The sequence below is a fragment of the Flavobacterium anhuiense genome (assembly GCF_050990855.1).
Lineage (GTDB): Bacteria > Bacteroidota > Bacteroidia > Flavobacteriales > Flavobacteriaceae > Flavobacterium > Flavobacterium anhuiense_C.
Window position 1 is genome coordinate 3,015,942 of the sequence record NZ_CP158861.1, and the last position, 18,509, is coordinate 3,034,450.

Consider the following 18,509-nt stretch of genomic DNA (forward strand, 5'->3'; position numbering starts at 1 on the left):
ATTTCTCCTTACGTCGAAATGACAAACTGTACTTGCTATACTTTGTGTCTCACTTTGCGTGGCTTCGACTACGCTCAGCCTGACAAACGTCGCGTACAAATCTTAATACTTAATTCTTCGTACTTAATACATTTTACAATTAACATCTCACATTTTACAAAATGCGAACTCCATCAGGATTAATCTTCGAAACATGAATTTCATACGGTAAATTCATTTTTTCGTAAACCTCGCTCATGGCTTTTGCGATTTGATCTGCGGTTTCTTTTCCTCGGCTTAAAGCAAAAATCGACGGACCAGAACCAGAAATTCCAGAACCCAAAGCACCGTTTTCGTAAGCCGTTTGTTTGATTTGGTCGAAACCTGGAATTAAAACACTTCTTAAAGGTTCTACGATTTCGTCATGAAGTGATCTTCCAATCAATTCGTAATCTTTGGTGTAAAGACCCGCTACAAGTCCACCCACATTTCCCCATTGCATGATGGCGCTTTTTAGAGAAACGTTTTGTTTTAAAACCGAACGAGCGTCAGACGTTTTTAATTCAATTTGTGGATGAACCACCGTTGCGTACAATTCTTCCGGACTGTCAATTCTGATAATATCCAAAGGATCGTAACTTCTTACCAAAGTAAAGCCACCTAAAAGGGCAGGAGCAACGTTATCAGCGTGCGCGTTTCCGCTGGCTAATTTCTCGCCCTGCATCGCAAACTGAACCAAATCTTTACGAGAATAAGGTCTTCCTAATAATTCGTTGATTCCGAAAACAGCTCCGGCAGAACTTGCAGCACTGCTTCCGATTCCGCTTCCGGCTTTAATATGTTTGTAGATTTCAATTTCGAATCCGAAATCCAATTCGTCCAAAGTCGCTAACATAGCCAAAGCCGCCACACCCGAAACGTTTTTCTCGGTTTCAAGAGGCAAATCGGCACCCACGATTTTAGTAATTCGAACTCCTTTTTGGTCTGATTTTCGAACAATCATTTCATCACCCGCATTGTCTAAGCAAAGTCCCAAAACGTCAAATCCGCATGAGAGATTGGCGATAGTTGCTGGGCAAAATAGTTTTATTTCCATTTTTTTTTAAGTTTCTAAGTTGCTAAGACTCTGAGTTTCTAAGTTTTCTTTTGCAACTTTATATTTTTAAGTTTTTAAGTGGCTAAGTTTCTAAGTCTAGTTAAGAAAAAACTTAGAATCTTAGCAACTCAGTATCTTAGCATCTTTTACACGTTTCCAATTCTAATAACGTCGGCAAAAATTCCTGAAGCCGTAACGGCCGCTCCGGCACCAGCTCCTTTGATCAATAACGGCTGATCTACGTAACGATCGGTGTAGAAAAGCACGATATTATCTTTTCCTTCTAAGTTATAGAAAGGATGATCTTTTGGAATGAATTGTAGTCCTACGCTTGCTTTTCCGTTTTCGAATTGTGCTACGTATTTCAATCTTGAATCTTTTGCTAAAGCTTCTTTGTAAATGTTCTCAAAATGAGAAGCGTGTTTAATCAATGAAGCAAAGAAATCATCGTTGTTTGTTGTTGCCAGACATTCTGCAGGCAAGAACGATTCGTTTGCAATGGCGTCGATGTCCATTTCGTAACCGCTTTCGCGAATTAGAATCAGGATTTTACGCGCTACGTCGATTCCGCTTAAGTCGATTTTTGGATCTGGTTCTGTGAAACCTTGAACGCCAGCTTCTTTTACCACATCGTGGAAAGAATTATTCTCATCAAAATTGTTGAAAATAAAGTTCAAACTTCCCGATAAAACAGCCTGAATTTTATGCACTTTATCTCCAGATGCAATTAAGTTTTTAACGGTATCGATAATTGGCAATCCCGCACCAACATTCGTTTCAAACAAGAAAGGAGCGTTGTATTGACGAGATAGATTTTTTAATTTTTTATAATTGTCGTAAGCAGAAGAACAAGCAATTTTATTACAAGTTACAACCGCAATACTTTCTTTTAAGAATTTCTCATAAGCTTCAGAAACTGTTGCATTTGCTGTAATATCAACAAAAATGCTGTTGCGTAAATTCAGCTCTTTTGCTTTTTTGATGAATTCTTCAATGCTTGCTGGTTCACCTTCGCTTAAAGCGGCATCCCAATTTTTTAGAGAAATTCCGTCTTCATCAAAAATCATTTTTCTTGAATTTGATAAAGCAATAACGCGAACATTAATCTTTAAAACCTCTTTTAAAAATTTCTTTTGGTTGTGGATTTGTTCGATGAATTTTTCACCCACATTTCCAACTCCCATTACAAATAAATTCAGCTGTTTGGTGTTTTCTTCAAAGAAGTTTTCGTGTAATGTATTCAACGCTTTTTTAACGTCTCTTTCATTAATTACAGTCGAAATATTTCTTTCAGAAGCGCCTTGTGCAATGGCACGAATGTTTACGTTATTTTTTCCTAAAGTACTAAACATTCTTCCGCTCAAACCTTGGTGATTTTTCATGTTTTCACCCACCAAAGCAATAATGCAAAGGTCTTTTTCTACGTAACAAGGATCGATTTTGTTCTGCGAAATTTCGATTTCAAAAGCTCTATTGATGGCAGCTTCGGCATTATCAGCATCAGAATTCAATATTCCGATACAAATTGAGTGTTCAGAAGAAGCTTGAGTAATAAAAATTACGTTGATTTTTTCTTGAGACAATACTTCAAACAAACGTCTAGAAGAACCTGCAACTCCAATCATTCCCGGACCTTCAAGCGTTAAAAGCGAAATATGATCTATATGGCTAATTCCTTTTACAACAGTATCTTTTGATAAAACGGTATCAGAAATTAAAGTTCCCTCAGCTTCTGGCTCAAAAGTATTTTTGATTAGAATCGGAATGTTTTTTCTTAAAACGGGCTGAATTGTTGGCGGATACAACACTTTTGCTCCAAAGTGCGACAATTCCATTGCTTCTTGGTACGAGATATTGGCAATTGGCTGTGCTTGTTTTACAATTTTCGGGTTCGCCGTAAACATTCCGTTTACGTCAGTCCAGATTTCCAACTGTTCAGCGTCGATTGCTCCAGCGATAATGGCTGCAGTATAATCAGATCCGCCACGTCCTAAAGTCGAAGTGATTCCGTCTAGAGTTTGTGCGATAAATCCAGGCAAGATGTTGATTTTTGCTTTATTCGAAGCAAAATATTCTTTGATCAATTGATTTGAAACTTCGAAGTTAACCGCAGCTTTCCCGAAATTAGCATCGGTTTTAATTAATTCGCGGCTATCTTTATAAACTGCTCCTTTTTCAGTTTGTTGAAATGCCTGAGCGATAATAAATGAAGAAAGCAATTCTCCGAAACTTAAAATAGTATCAGCAGTTCTAGGAGATAATTCGCCTAAAAGGAAACAACCGTCTAATAAAGTTTCTAAGTGATTGATGATTCTTTTGACGTGACTTAAAAGACTGCTTTGTTCGCTTACCGGAATTAATTCTTTTAAAGTGTCAAGGTGTTTTTTCTCGATTTCAGCAACAACTTCTCTGAAGCTTTCGTCGTTTGCCGCTGCTTTTGCTGCTGCCGATTGCAATAAATCAGTTACTTTGCTTAGAGCAGAAACGACAACAACTAATTGGTCTTGTTTTGCTTTTTGGTTAACAATTTCGAGAACGAGTTTTATATTTTGAGCATTGGCTACAGAAGTTCCGCCAAATTTTAATACTTTCATTTTGTTTTTTCTTAGGTGCAGAGGTTCTGAGTAACAAAGGTCCAAAGGTTGTCAACTGTGAACTTTAACTTAAAACTGTGACTGCTGTTTTTTTTCTTTTCTTTTAATGCAATATTTTTTATGTATCCATCACCTTTCTTCTTTCAAGAAAAAAGTATAGATAACCCAGGTTTATATGTAAAAATGTATACCCCTAAGGGGTAGTAGTTGTTGTAGTAGAAATAATGGTAGCAGCAATTGCAACTCCGGTTTGAGCTGTAATAATTGAAGATTGATATTTTATGCTGTTACTTTTCATTTTTGATTTTTCAAAAGTACGGCTTTTTATAAGAGTTAAAAATTAAAAAAGCTTTTTTGCGAATATTTTAATAATTCAAATCTCAACAATTCGATATTGAGCATTTGTTAATATTGGATATGTTAAATTGATGTTTTGATATATTTCGGAATACGTTTTTTAGGGGTTTAATCGTTGTAAGAGCATGTATTTAAGCTGAAAAAGAGCTGAAAAATGGATAAAACGAGATGTTTTGCATTAAAAAGATTGTTGAGAGGAGTTAAATGGCTTTTGCTGAAATTTTAATTATTGTGATAATTTTTTGCTTTTTAATATTGATTTGTTGAATTTTGGCGTTTAAAATTTGAAATCATCATGAGAGAGATCCATTATATAAGTTCGGAAACGATCACTTTAGAAACGTTGCAAGAAATTTTAGGTCAAAATAAGATTCTGGAATTATCAGAAGAAGCTAAAGTAAATGTTCAGAAATGCCGTGATTATTTAGATAAGAAAATGGCTTCGCACACGGCGCCTATTTACGGAATCAATACTGGTTTTGGATCTTTATATAGTGTAAAAATTTCCAATGAAAACTTATCTAAACTGCAAGAGAATCTGGTAAAATCTCACGCATGCGGAACAGGAGAAGAAGTTCCTGCCGAAATCGTCAAAATGATGCTTTTGCTAAAGATCCAATCTTTAAGTTATGGACATTCTGGAATTCAATTGTTAACATTACAGCGTTTAGTTGATTTCTATAACAATGATATTCTTCCTATAATATATACGCAAGGTTCGCTTGGGGCTTCTGGAGATTTAGCACCTTTGGCACATTTATCTTTACCATTAATAGGTGAGGGAGTGGTTCTTTTTGAAGGTAAAAAAGTAGCTTCTGCCGAGGTTTTAAAACATTTTAACTGGGAACCAATTGTTTTACAGTCAAAAGAAGGTTTGGCTTTATTGAATGGAACGCAGTTTATGAGTGCTTATGGAGCGCATATTTTAATTAAAGCGTACAAATATTCGTATTTAGCCGATTTAATCGGAACTATTTCTCTAGAAGGTTTTGATGGAAGAATCGAACCTTTTAACGAATTGATACATTATATACGTCCGCACAAAGGACAAATTGTAACCGCTCAAAGAATTACTGAATTCTTAGACGGAAGCGAAATTATCGCTCAAGAAAAGAAACACGTTCAAGATCCGTATTCTTTCCGTTGTATGCCACAGGTTCATGGAGCTTCAAAAGATGCGATTGATTATGTTCGAAAAGTATTCAAAACAGAAATCAATTCGGTTACAGATAATCCAAACATCTTCATCGAAGCCGACCAGATTATCTCTGGAGGAAATTTCCACGGACAGCCTTTAGCTTTGGCTCTTGATTTTATGGCGATTGCTTTGGCAGAATTAGGAAGCATTTCTGAAAGAAGAACGTATCAGTTGATCTCAGGATTGAGAAATCTTCCTGCATTTTTAGTTGACAATCCAGGATTAAATTCAGGATTTATGATTCCGCAATATACTGCGGCAAGTATTGCAAGCCAAAACAAACAATTGGCAACTCCAGCGAGTATCGACAGTATTGTTTCTAGCAACGGTCAAGAAGATCACGTAAGTATGGGAGCTAACGGAGCGACAAAAGCCTTACGAATTTTAGACAATTTGGAGCGTATTTTAGCAATCGAATTGTTGAATGCTTCACAAGCAATTGCTTACAGAGAGCCTCTGAAATCAAGTGATTTTATCGAAATGTTTTTAAATAGCTATCGCGAAGTTGTTCCGTTGGTTAAAGAAGATAGAATCTTACATAACGACATAGAAAACACGGTTTTATTCCTTTCGAGTTTTCAAATTGAAAACGATTTGTTAACAATGGCTTAACACTGAAACGTGTTATTGAAGGTAATTTTGCGCTATCAAAAATAAACAAATGTCAATAAACAGTATTTTCCAATTTTTAGTGCCGAAAGACAAAAAATTCTTTCCACTTTTTGAAGAGGCTTCAAGCAATTTAATTGAATTAGCTTCTAACTTACACGAAGCTGTAAATTTACCATTAAAAGAAAGAGAGCTTCTTTTTCAAAAAATTGACGAATTAGAGCAAAAAGGAGAAGACATTACACGTCAAACCAATTTAGAATTGAGTAGAAATTTCATTACTCCATTCGATAGAGAAGATATTCACACCTTAATTACTTCTATTGACAACGTTGCAGATTACCTTCATGGTGCATCTAGTCGTATGAGGTTATATCAAGTTGATAAGATTACAAAATCAATCAGAAAAATGACTGAAATCAATTTGGAAGCTTGTCAAAATATCGATAGTGCTGTAAAAGAATTGAGAAATTTAAAGAATTTCAAAGTCATAAAAGATGCTTGTTCTAGAATTAATAAACTAGAAAACAAGTCTGATAACGTATATAACAAAGCAGTTTTTGAAATTTTTGAAAACGAAACAGACGCTAAAAATATTATTAAATATAAAGAAGTGTTATCTGTTTTAGAATCAGCAACAGACAAATGTAAGAGTGTTGCAAACATACTAGAATCTATTTCTGTAAAACATTCTTAATTCAATTTTTCAATCTGAAGTTATAATTTTATGACGATACTTATATTAATTATAGTATTAGCTTTAATTTTTGATTACATCAATGGTTTTCATGATGCGGCAAATGCTATAGCGACTGTTGTTGCTACAAAGGTGCTTACACCTTTTCAGGCGGTAGTCTGGGCAGCATTTTTTAACTTTCTGGCGTATTGGGTTTTCGGATTTGGTGTTGCGGATACTGTTGCTAAAACAGCGCATACCATGGAGATTAACTTAGTAGTAATCTTAGCTGGGGTTATCGCCGCAATATGCTGGAATTTATTGACTTGGTGGCTAGGAATTCCTTCAAGTTCATCACATACGCTTATTGGAGGTTTTGCAGGAGCAGCTGTAGCACATGCTATTGCAGTTCATGGTTTCTCTGGTTATATTGGAGAAGATGGTGCAACACACTATTGGTACGAAATTGTAAGTTGGTATAAGGCCGGAAAAGATGGTGCAATGCCTTCTGGAGTTTTGATTATTATTGCATTTATTGTCTTGGCGCCATTAATTGGAGCGATTGCTTCTTATTTAATTTCGATCTGGCTTTTAAACGCTTCTCGTAAAACAATTGGACCTAAGATCTTTACTGCTGCTTTAATGATTGCTACAATTGTATTTGTATATTACCAAATGGTACCTTACGATAAAATTGAAAAACCAAGATTTGATTCTCATTTCTGGAGTGTTGCTTTTGAAGCGCACAATATTAAATGGTTTTTAGTTGCTTTTATTATCTTGACAGTAAGTGGGTTCTGTTTAATATTCAGCAGTTTGAATCTTCATCAGGCGGATGCTGCTTTAAAGAAAATGCAATTATTATCTTCTGCAGCATTTAGTTTAGGTCACGGAGGAAATGATTCTCAAAAAGTTATGGGTATTATTGCTGCTGCTGTAGCGGTTTATATCAATACAAATCCTGGAGTTCATATGGACGCTTGGTTAGATGTTGTTTTGCCAAACGAAGATTTAGGTATTAAAGGTATAATGCCAAGCTGGATTCCGTTAGCTTGTTACTCTGCAATTGCTGCGGGAACTTTAAGTGGAGGTTGGAAAATTGTAAAAACAATGGGATCTAAGATCACTAAAGTAAGTTCGTTTGAAGGTGTTGCGGCAGAAACTGCGGGTGCTTTGACGCTTTACTTTACGGAGCACTTAAAAATTCCAGTAAGTACAACGCATACTATAACAGGATCTATTATCGGGGTTGGATTAACAAAACGTGTATCTGCAGTTCGCTGGGGTGTAACGGTAAGTTTAATCTGGGCTTGGATCTTAACTATTCCAATTTCAGCTTTATTGGCAGGTTTAGTTTACTTTATCCTAAGTGTATTTATTTAAATGTAAAATGAATTTTGTGAAATGTGAAATATAAAATGTAGATCATGTTTTCTCAATATACAAAACCGATTTCAATTTGAAATCGGTTTTTTTTGTTTTATAGTGAAAGAATAAAGACTTTTAATGGCTGTGAGTACAGCAGATTTTATCTATTTTTATCAGCGGATTAATATTATATATATGAAAAGAATAATACTATTGGTTTTGATGCTAGTTGTAAAAACTAGTTTCGCTCAAAATAATAAATCTTTTAAATACGGTTTTGTAGATCAGGCGGGTAAAGAAATAGTTCCATGCAAGTATGATGCGGTTGAAGCGTTTTTAAACGGTTTTGCTGTGGTAAAAGTAAAAGACAAATCTGGAGTTGTAGATAAAACGGGCAAAGAAGTTGTTCGCTGTATATATGATGAAGTTGTAAATAAACAGAATTGGATAGTAATAAGCAGTAAAAGTGCTAAAATGCACTATTTAGTGAAATCGGCTGATGCGTTGTTGACTAAAAAGTATGATGAAGTAAAAACGCTTTCTCCCGAGATAACGGCTGTTAAACTAAATAATAAATGGGGTTTTATTGATGTAGTAGGTGAAGAAATTATGCCAAAATACGACGAGATAAACGATTTTTCAGATCGATTTGCTGTTGTAAAATTAAATGGCAAATACGGTATTATTGATCAAATAGGAAAAGAGATTGTTCTGCCAACTTATGATCGCGTACAGAACTTTAAAGACGGTTTGGCAATAGTTGAATCTAATAGTAAGTATGGAGTGGTTAGTGAAGAAGGTAAAATAGTGATTCCAGTTAAATATGACATGAATTTTTATTTTGATAATAATGTTTCAATTGTAAAGTTGGATAATAAATATGGGGTTTTGAATAATGACGGAAAAGAAATTGCACCTGTAAAATATGATTTCATGATGCTAAATGATGATTTGATTCAAGTGAAATTAGATGATAAATACGGTCTGATTGATAAAGAAGGAAAAGAAATAACCGCTCCTAAATATGACGGAATTGAATCTTTTAAAGATGGAATCGCCGTTATAAAATCAAATGGGAAATATGGTTTTATTGATAAAACTGGAAAAGAAATTGTAATTCCAAAATACGAAAAAGCAGATGATTTTGTTGATGGAGTCGCGATTGTAAAAGCGAGTGCAGGAAAGTAAAATTTTAGAATTTCTGAAGATTTTTTCGATTGTGTTTGCGCTTATAATGCGTTTGTTTTAGCTTCTTGTCTTCTTCAGAAATGATGCTGATGGTTCCGTCAATTTCTAGCATGGCTAATTTTACGTTTTTGAAAAACTCGATGCCGTGTTCTCTCATGGCTTCTTTTAATTCTTCGTCAGAAATATCAAGTTTGCTTAAAGCTTTGAAATCTAATTTACCGTCGTGAATTAAGATTTGAGGTTTATCTAGTAATAAATCTTCAAAAATTTTTGAATGATGCGTCAGTTTTTTAATGATGTAATTAATTATAAACAAAACCAAAGCGGCGATTAATCCACCTGTTAAACTGGTGTCTGGACCAACCATTGCATTTTGAACCGAATTGCTAATGAGTAAAATCAAAATTACATCGGCAGTATTTAATTGAGATAATTCTTTTTTGCCGAAGATTCGTAAAGCGATCGTCATAAAGAAATAAACGGCGATGCTTCTTAAAACAATATCTAGATATGGAAAAGTCATGTTTTTTATTTTAAAGTTAAATAAAAAAGCTTTGTCAAAGTTTTAAACTTTGACAAAGCTGCTAAATTATTTATGTGTAATTAAGTTTAAATGAACTTAATTATAATTTAAAATTCTTTTCAATCGCTTTAATCATTTCACCTGCAACATCTTTATTAGTTGCGCCTTCAATTCCTTCAAGACCTGGAGAAGAGTTTACTTCAAGCAATAATGGGCCTTTAGAAGAACGAATAATATCAACACCAGCCACTTTTAAGTCCATAGCTTTTGCAGCTTTTATGGCAATCTTTTTTTCTTCGGCAGTAACTTTAATTACAGAAGCAGTTCCGCCAAGATGAATATTTGCTCTAAATTCGCCAGGCATTGCTTCACGCTGAATTGCCGCAACTACTTTTCCGTCGATTACAAAACAGCGAATGTCTTTTCCGTTGGCTTCTTTGATGAATTCTTGAACTAAAATATTAGCATTTAAACTTTTGAAAGCATTAATAACACTTTCTGCCGCTTTTTTGGTTTCGGCCAAAACAACACCTTTTCCTTGCGTTCCTTCTAATAATTTTACTATTAGAGGTGATCCGCCTACCATTTTAATTAAGTTGTCTGTATCAAGCGGAGAATTGGCAAATCCAGTGGTTGGAATATCGATTCCGCTATTTAAAAGCAATTGTAGTGAATATAATTTATCGCGAGATTGTGTAATCGCTGTCGCTGAATTTAAAACAAAAACCTTTAAAGCTTCAAACTGACGCGTTAAAGCGCATCCGTAAAACGTAATGCTCGGACGAATTCTTGGAATAATAGCGTCAAACTCATTAAGGATTTTTCCGCCTCTATAATGAATCTCGGGTTTTTTGGCATCCAATTTCATGTAACATTCCTTGATGTTAAGGAAATGCATTTCGTGTCCGCGCATTTCGCCGGCTTCCATGATTCTTTTATTGCTGTATAATTCCGGATTACTAGCTAAAAGACCAATTCGCAAACCGGTTTTTGCTTTTTCGGAGTTTTGGTATAATTCTTTTAAAGACTCTGCTGTAGGTTGTCCTAAAAGATATTTTTGTTCTGGATCGACCAAAACCCTTCCGCTCATAGCTTCGCGCCCTAAAAGCATTCTGAAGCCCATAGAATCGCGGTTAGTCAAAGTCATTTCGATTGGCCATTTTGTATCGCCAATTTTTAGGCTAGTTTGAATAACGTAACGGTGTTCTCTAAAACCGCTTGAGCTTTTGACAATTCTTTTGTCTACCAGAGGTGCTTCGCAATGAATAACAGTTTTAATATTATTCTGAATCGGGTTAATGTCAAATTTAACCCAATTAGTATCATTTTTTATAAAAGGAGCTATGTTTAAAGCGTGCATTGCCGAAGTTTTGGCACCAGAATCCACACGAGCCTTGATTGTCGGGATTCCAAGTTCTGGAAATGAGCACCATTCTTCGCTACCTAAAATGACTTTATTTTGAAGCATATTTTGTTTTTTATTATAGAATTTGAATTCAAAAATAGCTATTTGCTTTTACTAAAGATAGTGATTTTTAATAAAAAAAATACCCGTTATGTTATGAAAACGTAACGGGCATGTTATATGTGTTATAAATTTTGACTAATTTATTGATTAGTCGGTTCTTCTGCCTTGTGAATTTCAACTGATAATTCTTGTGAATCATCTTTTAAATCCATCATGATTTCATCGCCAGAATGAATTTTCGAAGTGATGATTTCTTCAGCTAGCAAATCTTCAACATATTTCTGGATTGCTCTTTTTAAAGGACGAGCTCCAAATTGTTTGTCGAAACCTTTTTCAGCAATAAATGCTTTTGCTTTGTCAGTCAAGCTTAATTTGTAACCTAACTCTGCAATACGAGAATACAGTTTTTTCAATTCGATTTCGATAATCAAATCAATATCAGCTTTTTCTAATGCGTTGAATACAATTACGTCATCAATTCTGTTTAAGAACTCAGGAGCAAAAGTTTTCTTCAAAGCGTTCTCGATAATGCTTTTTGAGTTTTCATCAGCTTGAGCTGTTCTGGCTGCAGTTCCGAATCCAACACCTTGTCCGAAATCTTTCAACTGACGAGCACCAACATTAGAAGTCATAATAATGATCGTGTTTTTAAAATCAATTTTACGACCTAAACTATCTGTTAAATATCCGTCATCTAAAACTTGAAGCATCATATTGAATACATCTGGGTGCGCTTTTTCGATCTCATCTAAAAGAACTACGCAATATGGTTTTCTGCGAACTTTTTCAGTCAATTGACCTCCTTCTTCGTATCCAACATATCCTGGAGGCGCTCCCACTAGACGAGAGATTGCAAATTTCTCCATGTATTCGCTCATATCAATACGAACTAATGCATCTTCAGAATCAAATAATTCTTTTGCTAAAACTTTAGCCAATTGCGTTTTACCAACACCAGTCTGACCTAAGAAAATAAACGAACCAATTGGTTTATTTGGATCTTTAAGTCCAGCTCTGTTGCGTTGAATAGAACGAGCGATTTTAAGTACAGCATCATTTTGTCCAATTACTTTGTTCTGAATTAATTCAGGCAATTGAGCCAATTTGTTGCTTTCTGTTTGTGCAATTCTGTTAACAGGAATTCCAGTCATCATAGAAACAACATCAGCGACATTATCTTCTGTCACTTCAATTCTGTTGTTTTTAGAATCTTCTTCCCATTGTTCTTGTGCTAAAGCAAGATCTTTTTCAATACGTTTTTCATCATCGCGAAGTTTGGCTGCTTCTTCATATTTTTGTTTTTTAACAACCATATTTTTCATTTCACGCACTTCTTCTAACTGACGTTCTAGATCCAAAATTTGTTTCGGAACATCAATGTTGGTAATGTGTACGCGTGAACCAGCCTCATCCATTGCGTCAATCGCTTTGTCTGGCAAGAAACGCTCAGACATGTATCTGTTCGTTAATTTAACACAAGCTTCAATCGCTTCTGGAGTATAGGTTACGTTGTGGTGATCTTCGTATTTGTCTTTTACATTGTTCAAAATAGCAATGGTTTCTTCAACAGAAGTTGGTTCTACAATTACTTTTTGGAAACGTCTTTCTAAAGCACCGTCTTTTTCAATATATTGTCTGTACTCATCTAGAGTTGTAGCACCAATACATTGTATTTCGCCTCTTGCTAATGCAGGTTTGAACATGTTTGAAGCATCAAGCGAACCTGTTGCTCCACCTGCACCTACAATAGTGTGGATCTCGTCAATGAAAAGAATAATATCGTCGTTTTTCTCAAGCTCGTTCATTACGGCTTTCATTCTTTCTTCAAATTGTCCTCTGTATTTTGTTCCAGCAACTAAGCTAGCCAAATCAAGAGTAACAACACGTTTGTGGAAAAGAATACGAGATACTTTCTTTTGAATAATACGTAGGGCAAGTCCTTCTGCAATAGCAGACTTACCAACTCCAGGTTCTCCAATAAGAAGCGGGTTGTTCTTTTTTCTACGGCTTAAAATTTGCGATACACGCTCAATTTCTTTTTCTCGTCCGACAACAGGATCTAATTTTCCTTCTTCAGCCATTTCTGTTAAATCTCTCCCAAAATTATCTAATACTGGAGTCTTAGATTTTTTGTTTGACTTATTGGCGGGATTATTAAAGCTGCTTTCTTTAAGACTGTCATCTTGTCCTGAATCATCATTATATGATTCGTTTCTTGGCAAGTTTTCTAAGAATTCTTCTTCGTTTGGAGTCATATTTAAATACTGTTCTTTAGCTACGTCATAATCTATTTTTAGTTTATTCAATAGCTTGGTTGTTGGATCGTTTTCGTTTCTCAAGATACATAACAGCAAATGTGCCGTGCTTATCGATGAACTTTGGAATACTTTTGCTTCAAGAAAAGTGGTCTTCAGGGCTCTTTCGGCCTGTCGGGTAAGATGAAGGTTTTTCTTTTCTGCATTTACTTCAACGCTCAGGTTAGCAGGGCTAAGTACTTCTACTTTTCTGCGTAAATGATCTAAATCGACAGCTAGGTTATTAAGTATATGAATAGCTTTTCCGTTACCATCTCTTAAAATACCTAGCATAAGATGTTCTGTACCAATAAAGTCGTGCCCTAAACGAAGAGCTTCTTCCTTACTGTACGTAATTACATCTTTTACTCTTGGTGAAAAATTATCATCCATAATATATAATTGGTATTGTAAATTTAGTGAATTACAGTTTTAAAAACAAAAACCGTACCTTCAAGAACTACTGTCAGCTAATAGACGAAAAAAAAGACAATAAATGAGTTAAAAAACGCTTAATTTATTAACTAAAAGCGAAAATAAAGTTGTTAATAAATCGTTTAAATAAGTGTAAGGAAATAGCTGAAAAAATTTTAAAAAAACGTATCTTGGCACGCTTTGAAAACTAATATAATTATTTAATATAACAACTTATGTCTGAAGGAGAAAAGTTAATTCCTATTAACATAGAGGATGAAATGAAGTCAGCTTACATCGATTATTCGATGTCAGTAATTGTATCGAGAGCACTTCCTGATGTTAGAGATGGCTTGAAACCAGTGCACCGAAGAGTTCTTTACGGAATGTATGATTTAGGTGTAACATCAAGATCTGCCCACAAAAAATCTGCGAGAATTGTAGGGGAGGTTCTGGGTAAGTACCACCCGCACGGTGATACCTCTGTTTATGATGCAATGGTACGTATGGCGCAAGAATGGAGCATGCGTTATTTATTAGTTGACGGACAAGGTAACTTTGGATCTGTCGATGGAGACAGTCCTGCAGCAATGCGTTATACTGAGGCCAGAATGCGTAAAATCTCGGAAGAGATCATGGCCGATATCGAAAAAGAAACAGTTGATTTTCAATTGAACTTTGACGATACAATTTACGAGCCTAAAGTAATGCCAACAAGAGTTCCTACTTTGTTAGTAAACGGAGCAACAGGTATTGCAGTAGGTATGGCGACAAATATGCCGCCACATAACTTAACTGAAGTTATTAATGGTACTTTGGCGTATCTTGATAATAATGATATTGAAGTAGACGAATTAATGACTCATATCAAAGCTCCTGATTTTCCAACGGGAGGTATCATTTATGGATATGAGGGTGTTCGTGAAGCTTTTAAAACAGGTAGAGGACGTATTGTAATGCGTGCTAAAGTTGGTTTTGAAGAAGTTGATGGTAGAGAATGCATCATCGTTACTGAGATTCCATACCAAGTGAACAAAGCCGAAATGATCAAGCGTACTGCTGATTTGGTTAACGAGAAAAAAATAGAAGGTATTGCCAACATCCGTGACGAGTCGGATAGAAGCGGTATGCGTATCGTTTATATCTTGAAACGTGATGCTACGCCAAACGTAGTTTTAAATACTTTATACAAATACACACAATTACAATCTTCTTTCAGTGTAAATAATATTGCATTGGTAAAAGGACGTCCTCAATTGTTGAATCTAAAAGATATGATTCATTACTTTATTGAGCACCGTCACGATGTAGTAGTAAGAAGAACACAGTTTGAATTGCGTAAAGCAGAAGAAAGAGCGCATATTTTAGAAGGATTAATTATCGCTTCTGACAATATCGACGAAGTAATTGCGTTAATTAGAGGATCTAAAAATACAGACGAAGCAAGAGAGAAATTAATCGAAAGATTTAAATTATCAGATATTCAAGCTCGTGCTATTGTTGAAATGCGTTTGCGTCAGTTAACAGGTCTGGAGCAAGATAAATTAAGAGCTGAATTTGACGAATTAATGAAGTTAATCGAGCATTTAAAAGCTTTATTAGCGGATGTTAATTTAAGAATTGACTTGATTAAAGAAGAGCTTACTGAAATTCGTGACAAATACGGTGACGAAAGACGTTCTCAAATCGAATATTCTGGAGGTGATGTAAGTATTGAAGATTTAATTGCAGACGAAAATGTAGTTATCACTATTTCACACGCAGGTTATATCAAACGTACAAACTTATCTGAATACAAGACGCAGAATAGAGGTGGGGTTGGACAGAAAAGTGCTGGAACAAGAGATCAGGATTTCTTAGAGCATATGTTCGTGGCAACAAACCACCAATATATGATGTTCTTTACCCAAAAAGGAAAATGTTTCTGGATGCGTGTTTATGAAATTCCAGAAGGAAGCAAAACAGCAAAAGGTAGAGCAATTCAGAACTTGGTGAACATTGAAAGCGATGACAAAGTAAAAGCTTTCATTTGTACGCAAGACTTAAAAGACAAAGATTATATCAATACGCATAATCTTGTAATGGTGACAAAACAAGGTCAGGTGAAGAAAACTTCTTTAGAGAAATATTCTAAACCAAGAGCGAATGGAGTTGCTGCAATTACAATTAAAGAAGGAGATGAGTTAATTGGTGCTCAGTTGACAAACGGAGAAAGCCAAATTATCTTAGCCGTTAAATCTGGTAAATTGGTTCGTTTTGAAGAAACTAAAACACGTCCGATGGGAAGAACAGCTTCTGGAGTTCGTGGTATTACTTTGAAGGACGAAACAGATGAAGTAATCGGAATGGTTACGGTTGATAAAAACGATATTTCGACGTCTCAGATCTTAGTTGTAACTGAAAACGGATACGGAAAACGTACTAAATTAGTAGACGACGACGGAGAAGATGTGTACAGAATTACAAACCGTGGAGGTAAAGGGGTTAAAACACTTAACATTACAGAGAAAACAGGTAAATTAATTTCGATTAATGCTGTTACTGATGCGGATGATTTAATGATTATTAATAAATCTGGATTAACAATCAGAATGGCTATTGAAGATTTACGTGTTATGGGACGTGCAACTCAAGGTGTTAGATTGATTAACCTTAAAGGAAAAGATTCTATCGCTGCTGTAACGACTGTAATGAAAGACGATGCGGAAGAAGTAGAATTGGATGAAGACGGAAATGTAATCGAATCTTCTATTGAAAGAGTGAAGCCAGATATGGAAGTTCTTGAAGATGATGGATCAGCAGAAGAAGAGGAGGATTCTGACGATGAAGAAGTAGAAGATGAAGACGATGCAGATGGAGAGGACGAAGAATCTGAAGAATAAGTAAAAACAAAAAATTAAATACAAACAAATACCATTATGAAAAGTAAATATGTAATACTTGCGTCAGCTTTACTGATCTCTGTAGCTACGTTTGCTCAAAAAGATCAAATTAAAGACGCTGAAAAAGCATTAAAAGGTGGTGATGCTCAAGGAGCGATTACAATACTAAAAGATGCTGAAAATTTAGTTGCAAATGCTAAAGATACTGAGCAAGCGCAATTTTATTTCGTTCAAGGAAATGCTTTTCTTGACCTTGCAAACAAAAAGGTTGAGGAAGGTAAAAACTTATTAGCGGCAGCAAACAGCTATAAAAAATTAATTGATGTAGAAAAAGCTTCTGGAAAACAAAAGTATTCTACACAAGCTGCAGCGTCAATTACTAATATAAAAGGATTGTTGATCAATTCTGCAATTGCTGATAGTCAAGCTAACAAGCATGCCGATGGTGCTAAAAAATTGTACGAAGCATACGAATTAGATAAAAAAGATACTATCAACTTATACTACGCAGCCTCTACAGCTGTAAACTCACAAGATTTTGATCTTGCTTTGCCAATGTATGAAGAGTTGAAAAAATTAAACTTTTCTGGAAAAGGAACTTTATACCTAGCAACGAACAAAGCTAATGGGAATGAGGATAATTTTGCTAATGCTAAAGAAAGAGATTTAGCTATTAAGTTAGGAACTCACGAAAAACCTAAAACAGAAGCTATTCCTTCTAAAAGAGGTGAAATTTACAAAAACTTAGCGTTAATCTTGGTTCAAAAAGGACGTACAGAAGATGCTAAACAAGCAATCGCTGATGCTAGAAAAGCAAATCCAGAGGATAGTTCTTTAATTTTGACAGAAGCTAACTTGTACTTAGAGACTAAAGACTTTGATATGTACAAAAAATTAGTTGGTGAGGCTTTGCAAAAAGATCCAAACAATGCTGATTTAGTGTTTAATTTAGGAGTAATTAGTGCTGGAGCTAAAAACAATGCTGATGCAGAGAAATATTACTTGAAAGCAATTGAAATTAATCCTAATTATACAAATGCTTACTTAAATCTTGCTGCTTTAAAATTAGAGGCTGAAAAACCAATCATTGACGAGATGAATAAATTGGGAACTTCTGCTAAAGACATGAAACGTTATGATGTTTTGAAAGCACAAAGAGAATCTGTTTTTAAAGGTGTAATTCCTTACCTTAAAAAAGCAAACGAATTAGATCCTAAAAATGAGGATGTAGCTAAAACATTAATTGGAGTTTACAGCGCTCTTGAAATGACTGCTGAAGCTAAAGCTTTAAAAGCAAAAATGTAATAAACTGCTTTTTAAATAATAAAAAAAACCATTCGTCTAGGCGAATGGTTTTTTTTATGTTCTTAACTGATTAATTCAGCAGATAAAGTAATAGTAGTGTTTAATAGTTTTGAAATCGGACAGATTTCTTTTGCCTTGGCTGCTGTAGAAGCAAACTCTTCTGCAGATATTGATGGAACCTTTCCTTTTAAATCTAAATGAATTAAAGTGATTGAGCCGTCTTCAAAAGTTACTGTTGCTTCTGTAGTTAGGTCATCTGCTGTAAAGCCAGCTTCGTTAAGTAAAAAGCTTAATTGCATCGTAAAACAGCCAGAATGAGCTGCAGCAACCAACTCTTCTGGATTTGTTCCAACACCATCAGCAAATCTCGTTTTAAAAGACAGTTGTGCATTATCTAAAGTCGTACTTTGTGTACTGATTTTTCCGGTTCCTTCCATACCAGTTCCTTGCCAGTTGGCGTGTGCTTTTCTTGTAAATTTCATCTTTTAGTTATTAAAATTAATATTTGGATTGTTATTAGGTTGAGTATCAAAAGATAGTCTACTATCAAATATACCG

At 35.0% G+C, this 18,509-nt stretch carries 12 protein-coding genes; 6 read left to right on the forward strand and 6 right to left on the reverse strand.

The window, feature by feature from the left end; translation table 11 throughout:
* Nucleotides 1-154: 154 nt before the first annotated feature.
* The gene (locus ABTV69_RS13485) at nt 155-1,075 is read right to left on the reverse strand and encodes a homoserine kinase (protein ID WP_343533500.1); all 921 of its coding nucleotides are present in this window, start codon (nt 1,073-1,075) and stop codon (nt 155-157) included.
* 146 nt (nt 1,076-1,221) lie between these two features.
* Nucleotides 1,222-3,669: a bifunctional aspartate kinase/homoserine dehydrogenase I gene (gene thrA, locus ABTV69_RS13490; protein ID WP_433829557.1), complete on the reverse strand. Its 2,448-nt coding sequence runs from the start codon at nt 3,667-3,669 to the stop codon at nt 1,222-1,224.
* A gap of 652 nt (nt 3,670-4,321) precedes the next feature.
* On the opposite strand from thrA, the gene hutH reads away from it, so the two are divergent.
* The 4 genes from hutH (at nt 4,322) to ABTV69_RS13510 (ending at nt 9,065) form a co-directional block, all read left to right on the forward strand.
* Nucleotides 4,322-5,836, forward strand: a complete 1,515-nt coding sequence (hutH, locus tag ABTV69_RS13495; RefSeq protein ID WP_433829559.1) for a histidine ammonia-lyase — start codon at nt 4,322-4,324, stop codon at nt 5,834-5,836.
* A gap of 49 nt (nt 5,837-5,885) precedes the next feature.
* On the forward strand, nt 5,886-6,530 hold the full coding sequence (locus ABTV69_RS13500; RefSeq protein ID WP_433829561.1) for a DUF47 domain-containing protein: 645 nt from the start codon (nt 5,886-5,888) through the stop codon (nt 6,528-6,530).
* A 30-nt stretch (nt 6,531-6,560) separates the two neighbouring features.
* Nucleotides 6,561-7,892: an anion permease gene (locus ABTV69_RS13505; protein WP_433829563.1), complete on the forward strand. Its 1,332-nt coding sequence runs from the start codon at nt 6,561-6,563 to the stop codon at nt 7,890-7,892.
* A 180-nt stretch (nt 7,893-8,072) separates the two neighbouring features.
* Nucleotides 8,073-9,065: a WG repeat-containing protein gene (locus ABTV69_RS13510; RefSeq protein WP_433829565.1), complete on the forward strand. Its 993-nt coding sequence runs from the start codon at nt 8,073-8,075 to the stop codon at nt 9,063-9,065.
* A 4-nt stretch (nt 9,066-9,069) separates the two neighbouring features.
* Here the strand turns inward: ABTV69_RS13510 and ABTV69_RS13515 are convergent, their stop codons facing one another.
* The 3 genes from ABTV69_RS13515 to ABTV69_RS13525 form a co-directional block, all read right to left on the reverse strand.
* Nucleotides 9,070-9,588 (reverse strand): DUF421 domain-containing protein, encoded by a 519-nt coding sequence (locus ABTV69_RS13515; RefSeq protein WP_433829567.1) that lies wholly within the window; start codon nt 9,586-9,588, stop codon nt 9,070-9,072.
* A gap of 100 nt (nt 9,589-9,688) precedes the next feature.
* Nucleotides 9,689-11,056 carry a 30S ribosomal protein S6--L-glutamate ligase gene (gene rimK, locus ABTV69_RS13520; RefSeq protein WP_433829568.1) on the reverse strand — a complete coding sequence of 456 codons (1,368 nt, stop codon included), beginning with the start codon at nt 11,054-11,056 and terminating at the stop codon, nt 9,689-9,691.
* Nucleotides 11,057-11,196: 140 nt separating this feature from the next.
* A complete protein-coding gene (locus ABTV69_RS13525) occupies nt 11,197-13,743 on the reverse strand; it encodes an ATP-dependent Clp protease ATP-binding subunit (protein WP_433829569.1) in 2,547 nt (848 codons plus the stop codon).
* A gap of 257 nt (nt 13,744-14,000) precedes the next feature.
* On the opposite strand from ABTV69_RS13525, the gene gyrA reads away from it, so the two are divergent.
* Together gyrA and ABTV69_RS13535 are read left to right on the forward strand one after the other, a co-directional pair.
* On the forward strand, nt 14,001-16,646 hold the full coding sequence (gene gyrA, locus ABTV69_RS13530; protein WP_433829571.1) for a DNA gyrase subunit A: 2,646 nt from the start codon (nt 14,001-14,003) through the stop codon (nt 16,644-16,646).
* A 36-nt stretch (nt 16,647-16,682) separates the two neighbouring features.
* Nucleotides 16,683-17,951 carry a tetratricopeptide repeat protein gene (locus ABTV69_RS13535; RefSeq protein WP_433829573.1) on the forward strand — a complete coding sequence of 423 codons (1,269 nt, stop codon included), beginning with the start codon at nt 16,683-16,685 and terminating at the stop codon, nt 17,949-17,951.
* A 62-nt stretch (nt 17,952-18,013) separates the two neighbouring features.
* Here ABTV69_RS13535 and ABTV69_RS13540 read toward each other — a convergent pair whose 3' ends face one another.
* The gene (locus ABTV69_RS13540) at nt 18,014-18,433 is read right to left on the reverse strand and encodes an OsmC family protein (protein ID WP_433829575.1); all 420 of its coding nucleotides are present in this window, start codon (nt 18,431-18,433) and stop codon (nt 18,014-18,016) included.
* Nucleotides 18,434-18,509 lie beyond the last annotated feature (76 nt).

Bases quoted from the DNA above. Each gene is read 5' to 3' on its own strand.
- ABTV69_RS13535 (WP_433829573.1), top strand. From the start codon at position 16,683: ATGAAAAGTAAATATGTAATACTTGCGTCAGCTTTACTGATCTCTGTA.
- ABTV69_RS13515 (WP_433829567.1), bottom strand. From the start codon at position 9,588: ATGACTTTTCCATATCTAGATATTGTTTTAAGAAGCATCGCCGTTTAT.
- ABTV69_RS13540 (WP_433829575.1), bottom strand. From the start codon at position 18,433: ATGAAATTTACAAGAAAAGCACACGCCAACTGGCAAGGAACTGGTATG.
- ABTV69_RS13510 (WP_433829565.1), top strand. From the start codon at position 8,073: ATGAAAAGAATAATACTATTGGTTTTGATGCTAGTTGTAAAAACTAGT.
- ABTV69_RS13500 (WP_433829561.1), top strand. From the start codon at position 5,886: ATGTCAATAAACAGTATTTTCCAATTTTTAGTGCCGAAAGACAAAAAA.
- ABTV69_RS13525 (WP_433829569.1), bottom strand. From the start codon at position 13,743: ATGGATGATAATTTTTCACCAAGAGTAAAAGATGTAATTACGTACAGT.
- thrA (WP_433829557.1), bottom strand. From the start codon at position 3,669: ATGAAAGTATTAAAATTTGGCGGAACTTCTGTAGCCAATGCTCAAAAT.
- hutH (WP_433829559.1), top strand. From the start codon at position 4,322: ATGAGAGAGATCCATTATATAAGTTCGGAAACGATCACTTTAGAAACG.
- gyrA (WP_433829571.1), top strand. From the start codon at position 14,001: ATGTCTGAAGGAGAAAAGTTAATTCCTATTAACATAGAGGATGAAATG.
- ABTV69_RS13505 (WP_433829563.1), top strand. From the start codon at position 6,561: ATGACGATACTTATATTAATTATAGTATTAGCTTTAATTTTTGATTAC.
- rimK (WP_433829568.1), bottom strand. From the start codon at position 11,056: ATGCTTCAAAATAAAGTCATTTTAGGTAGCGAAGAATGGTGCTCATTT.
- ABTV69_RS13485 (WP_343533500.1), bottom strand. From the start codon at position 1,075: ATGGAAATAAAACTATTTTGCCCAGCAACTATCGCCAATCTCTCATGC.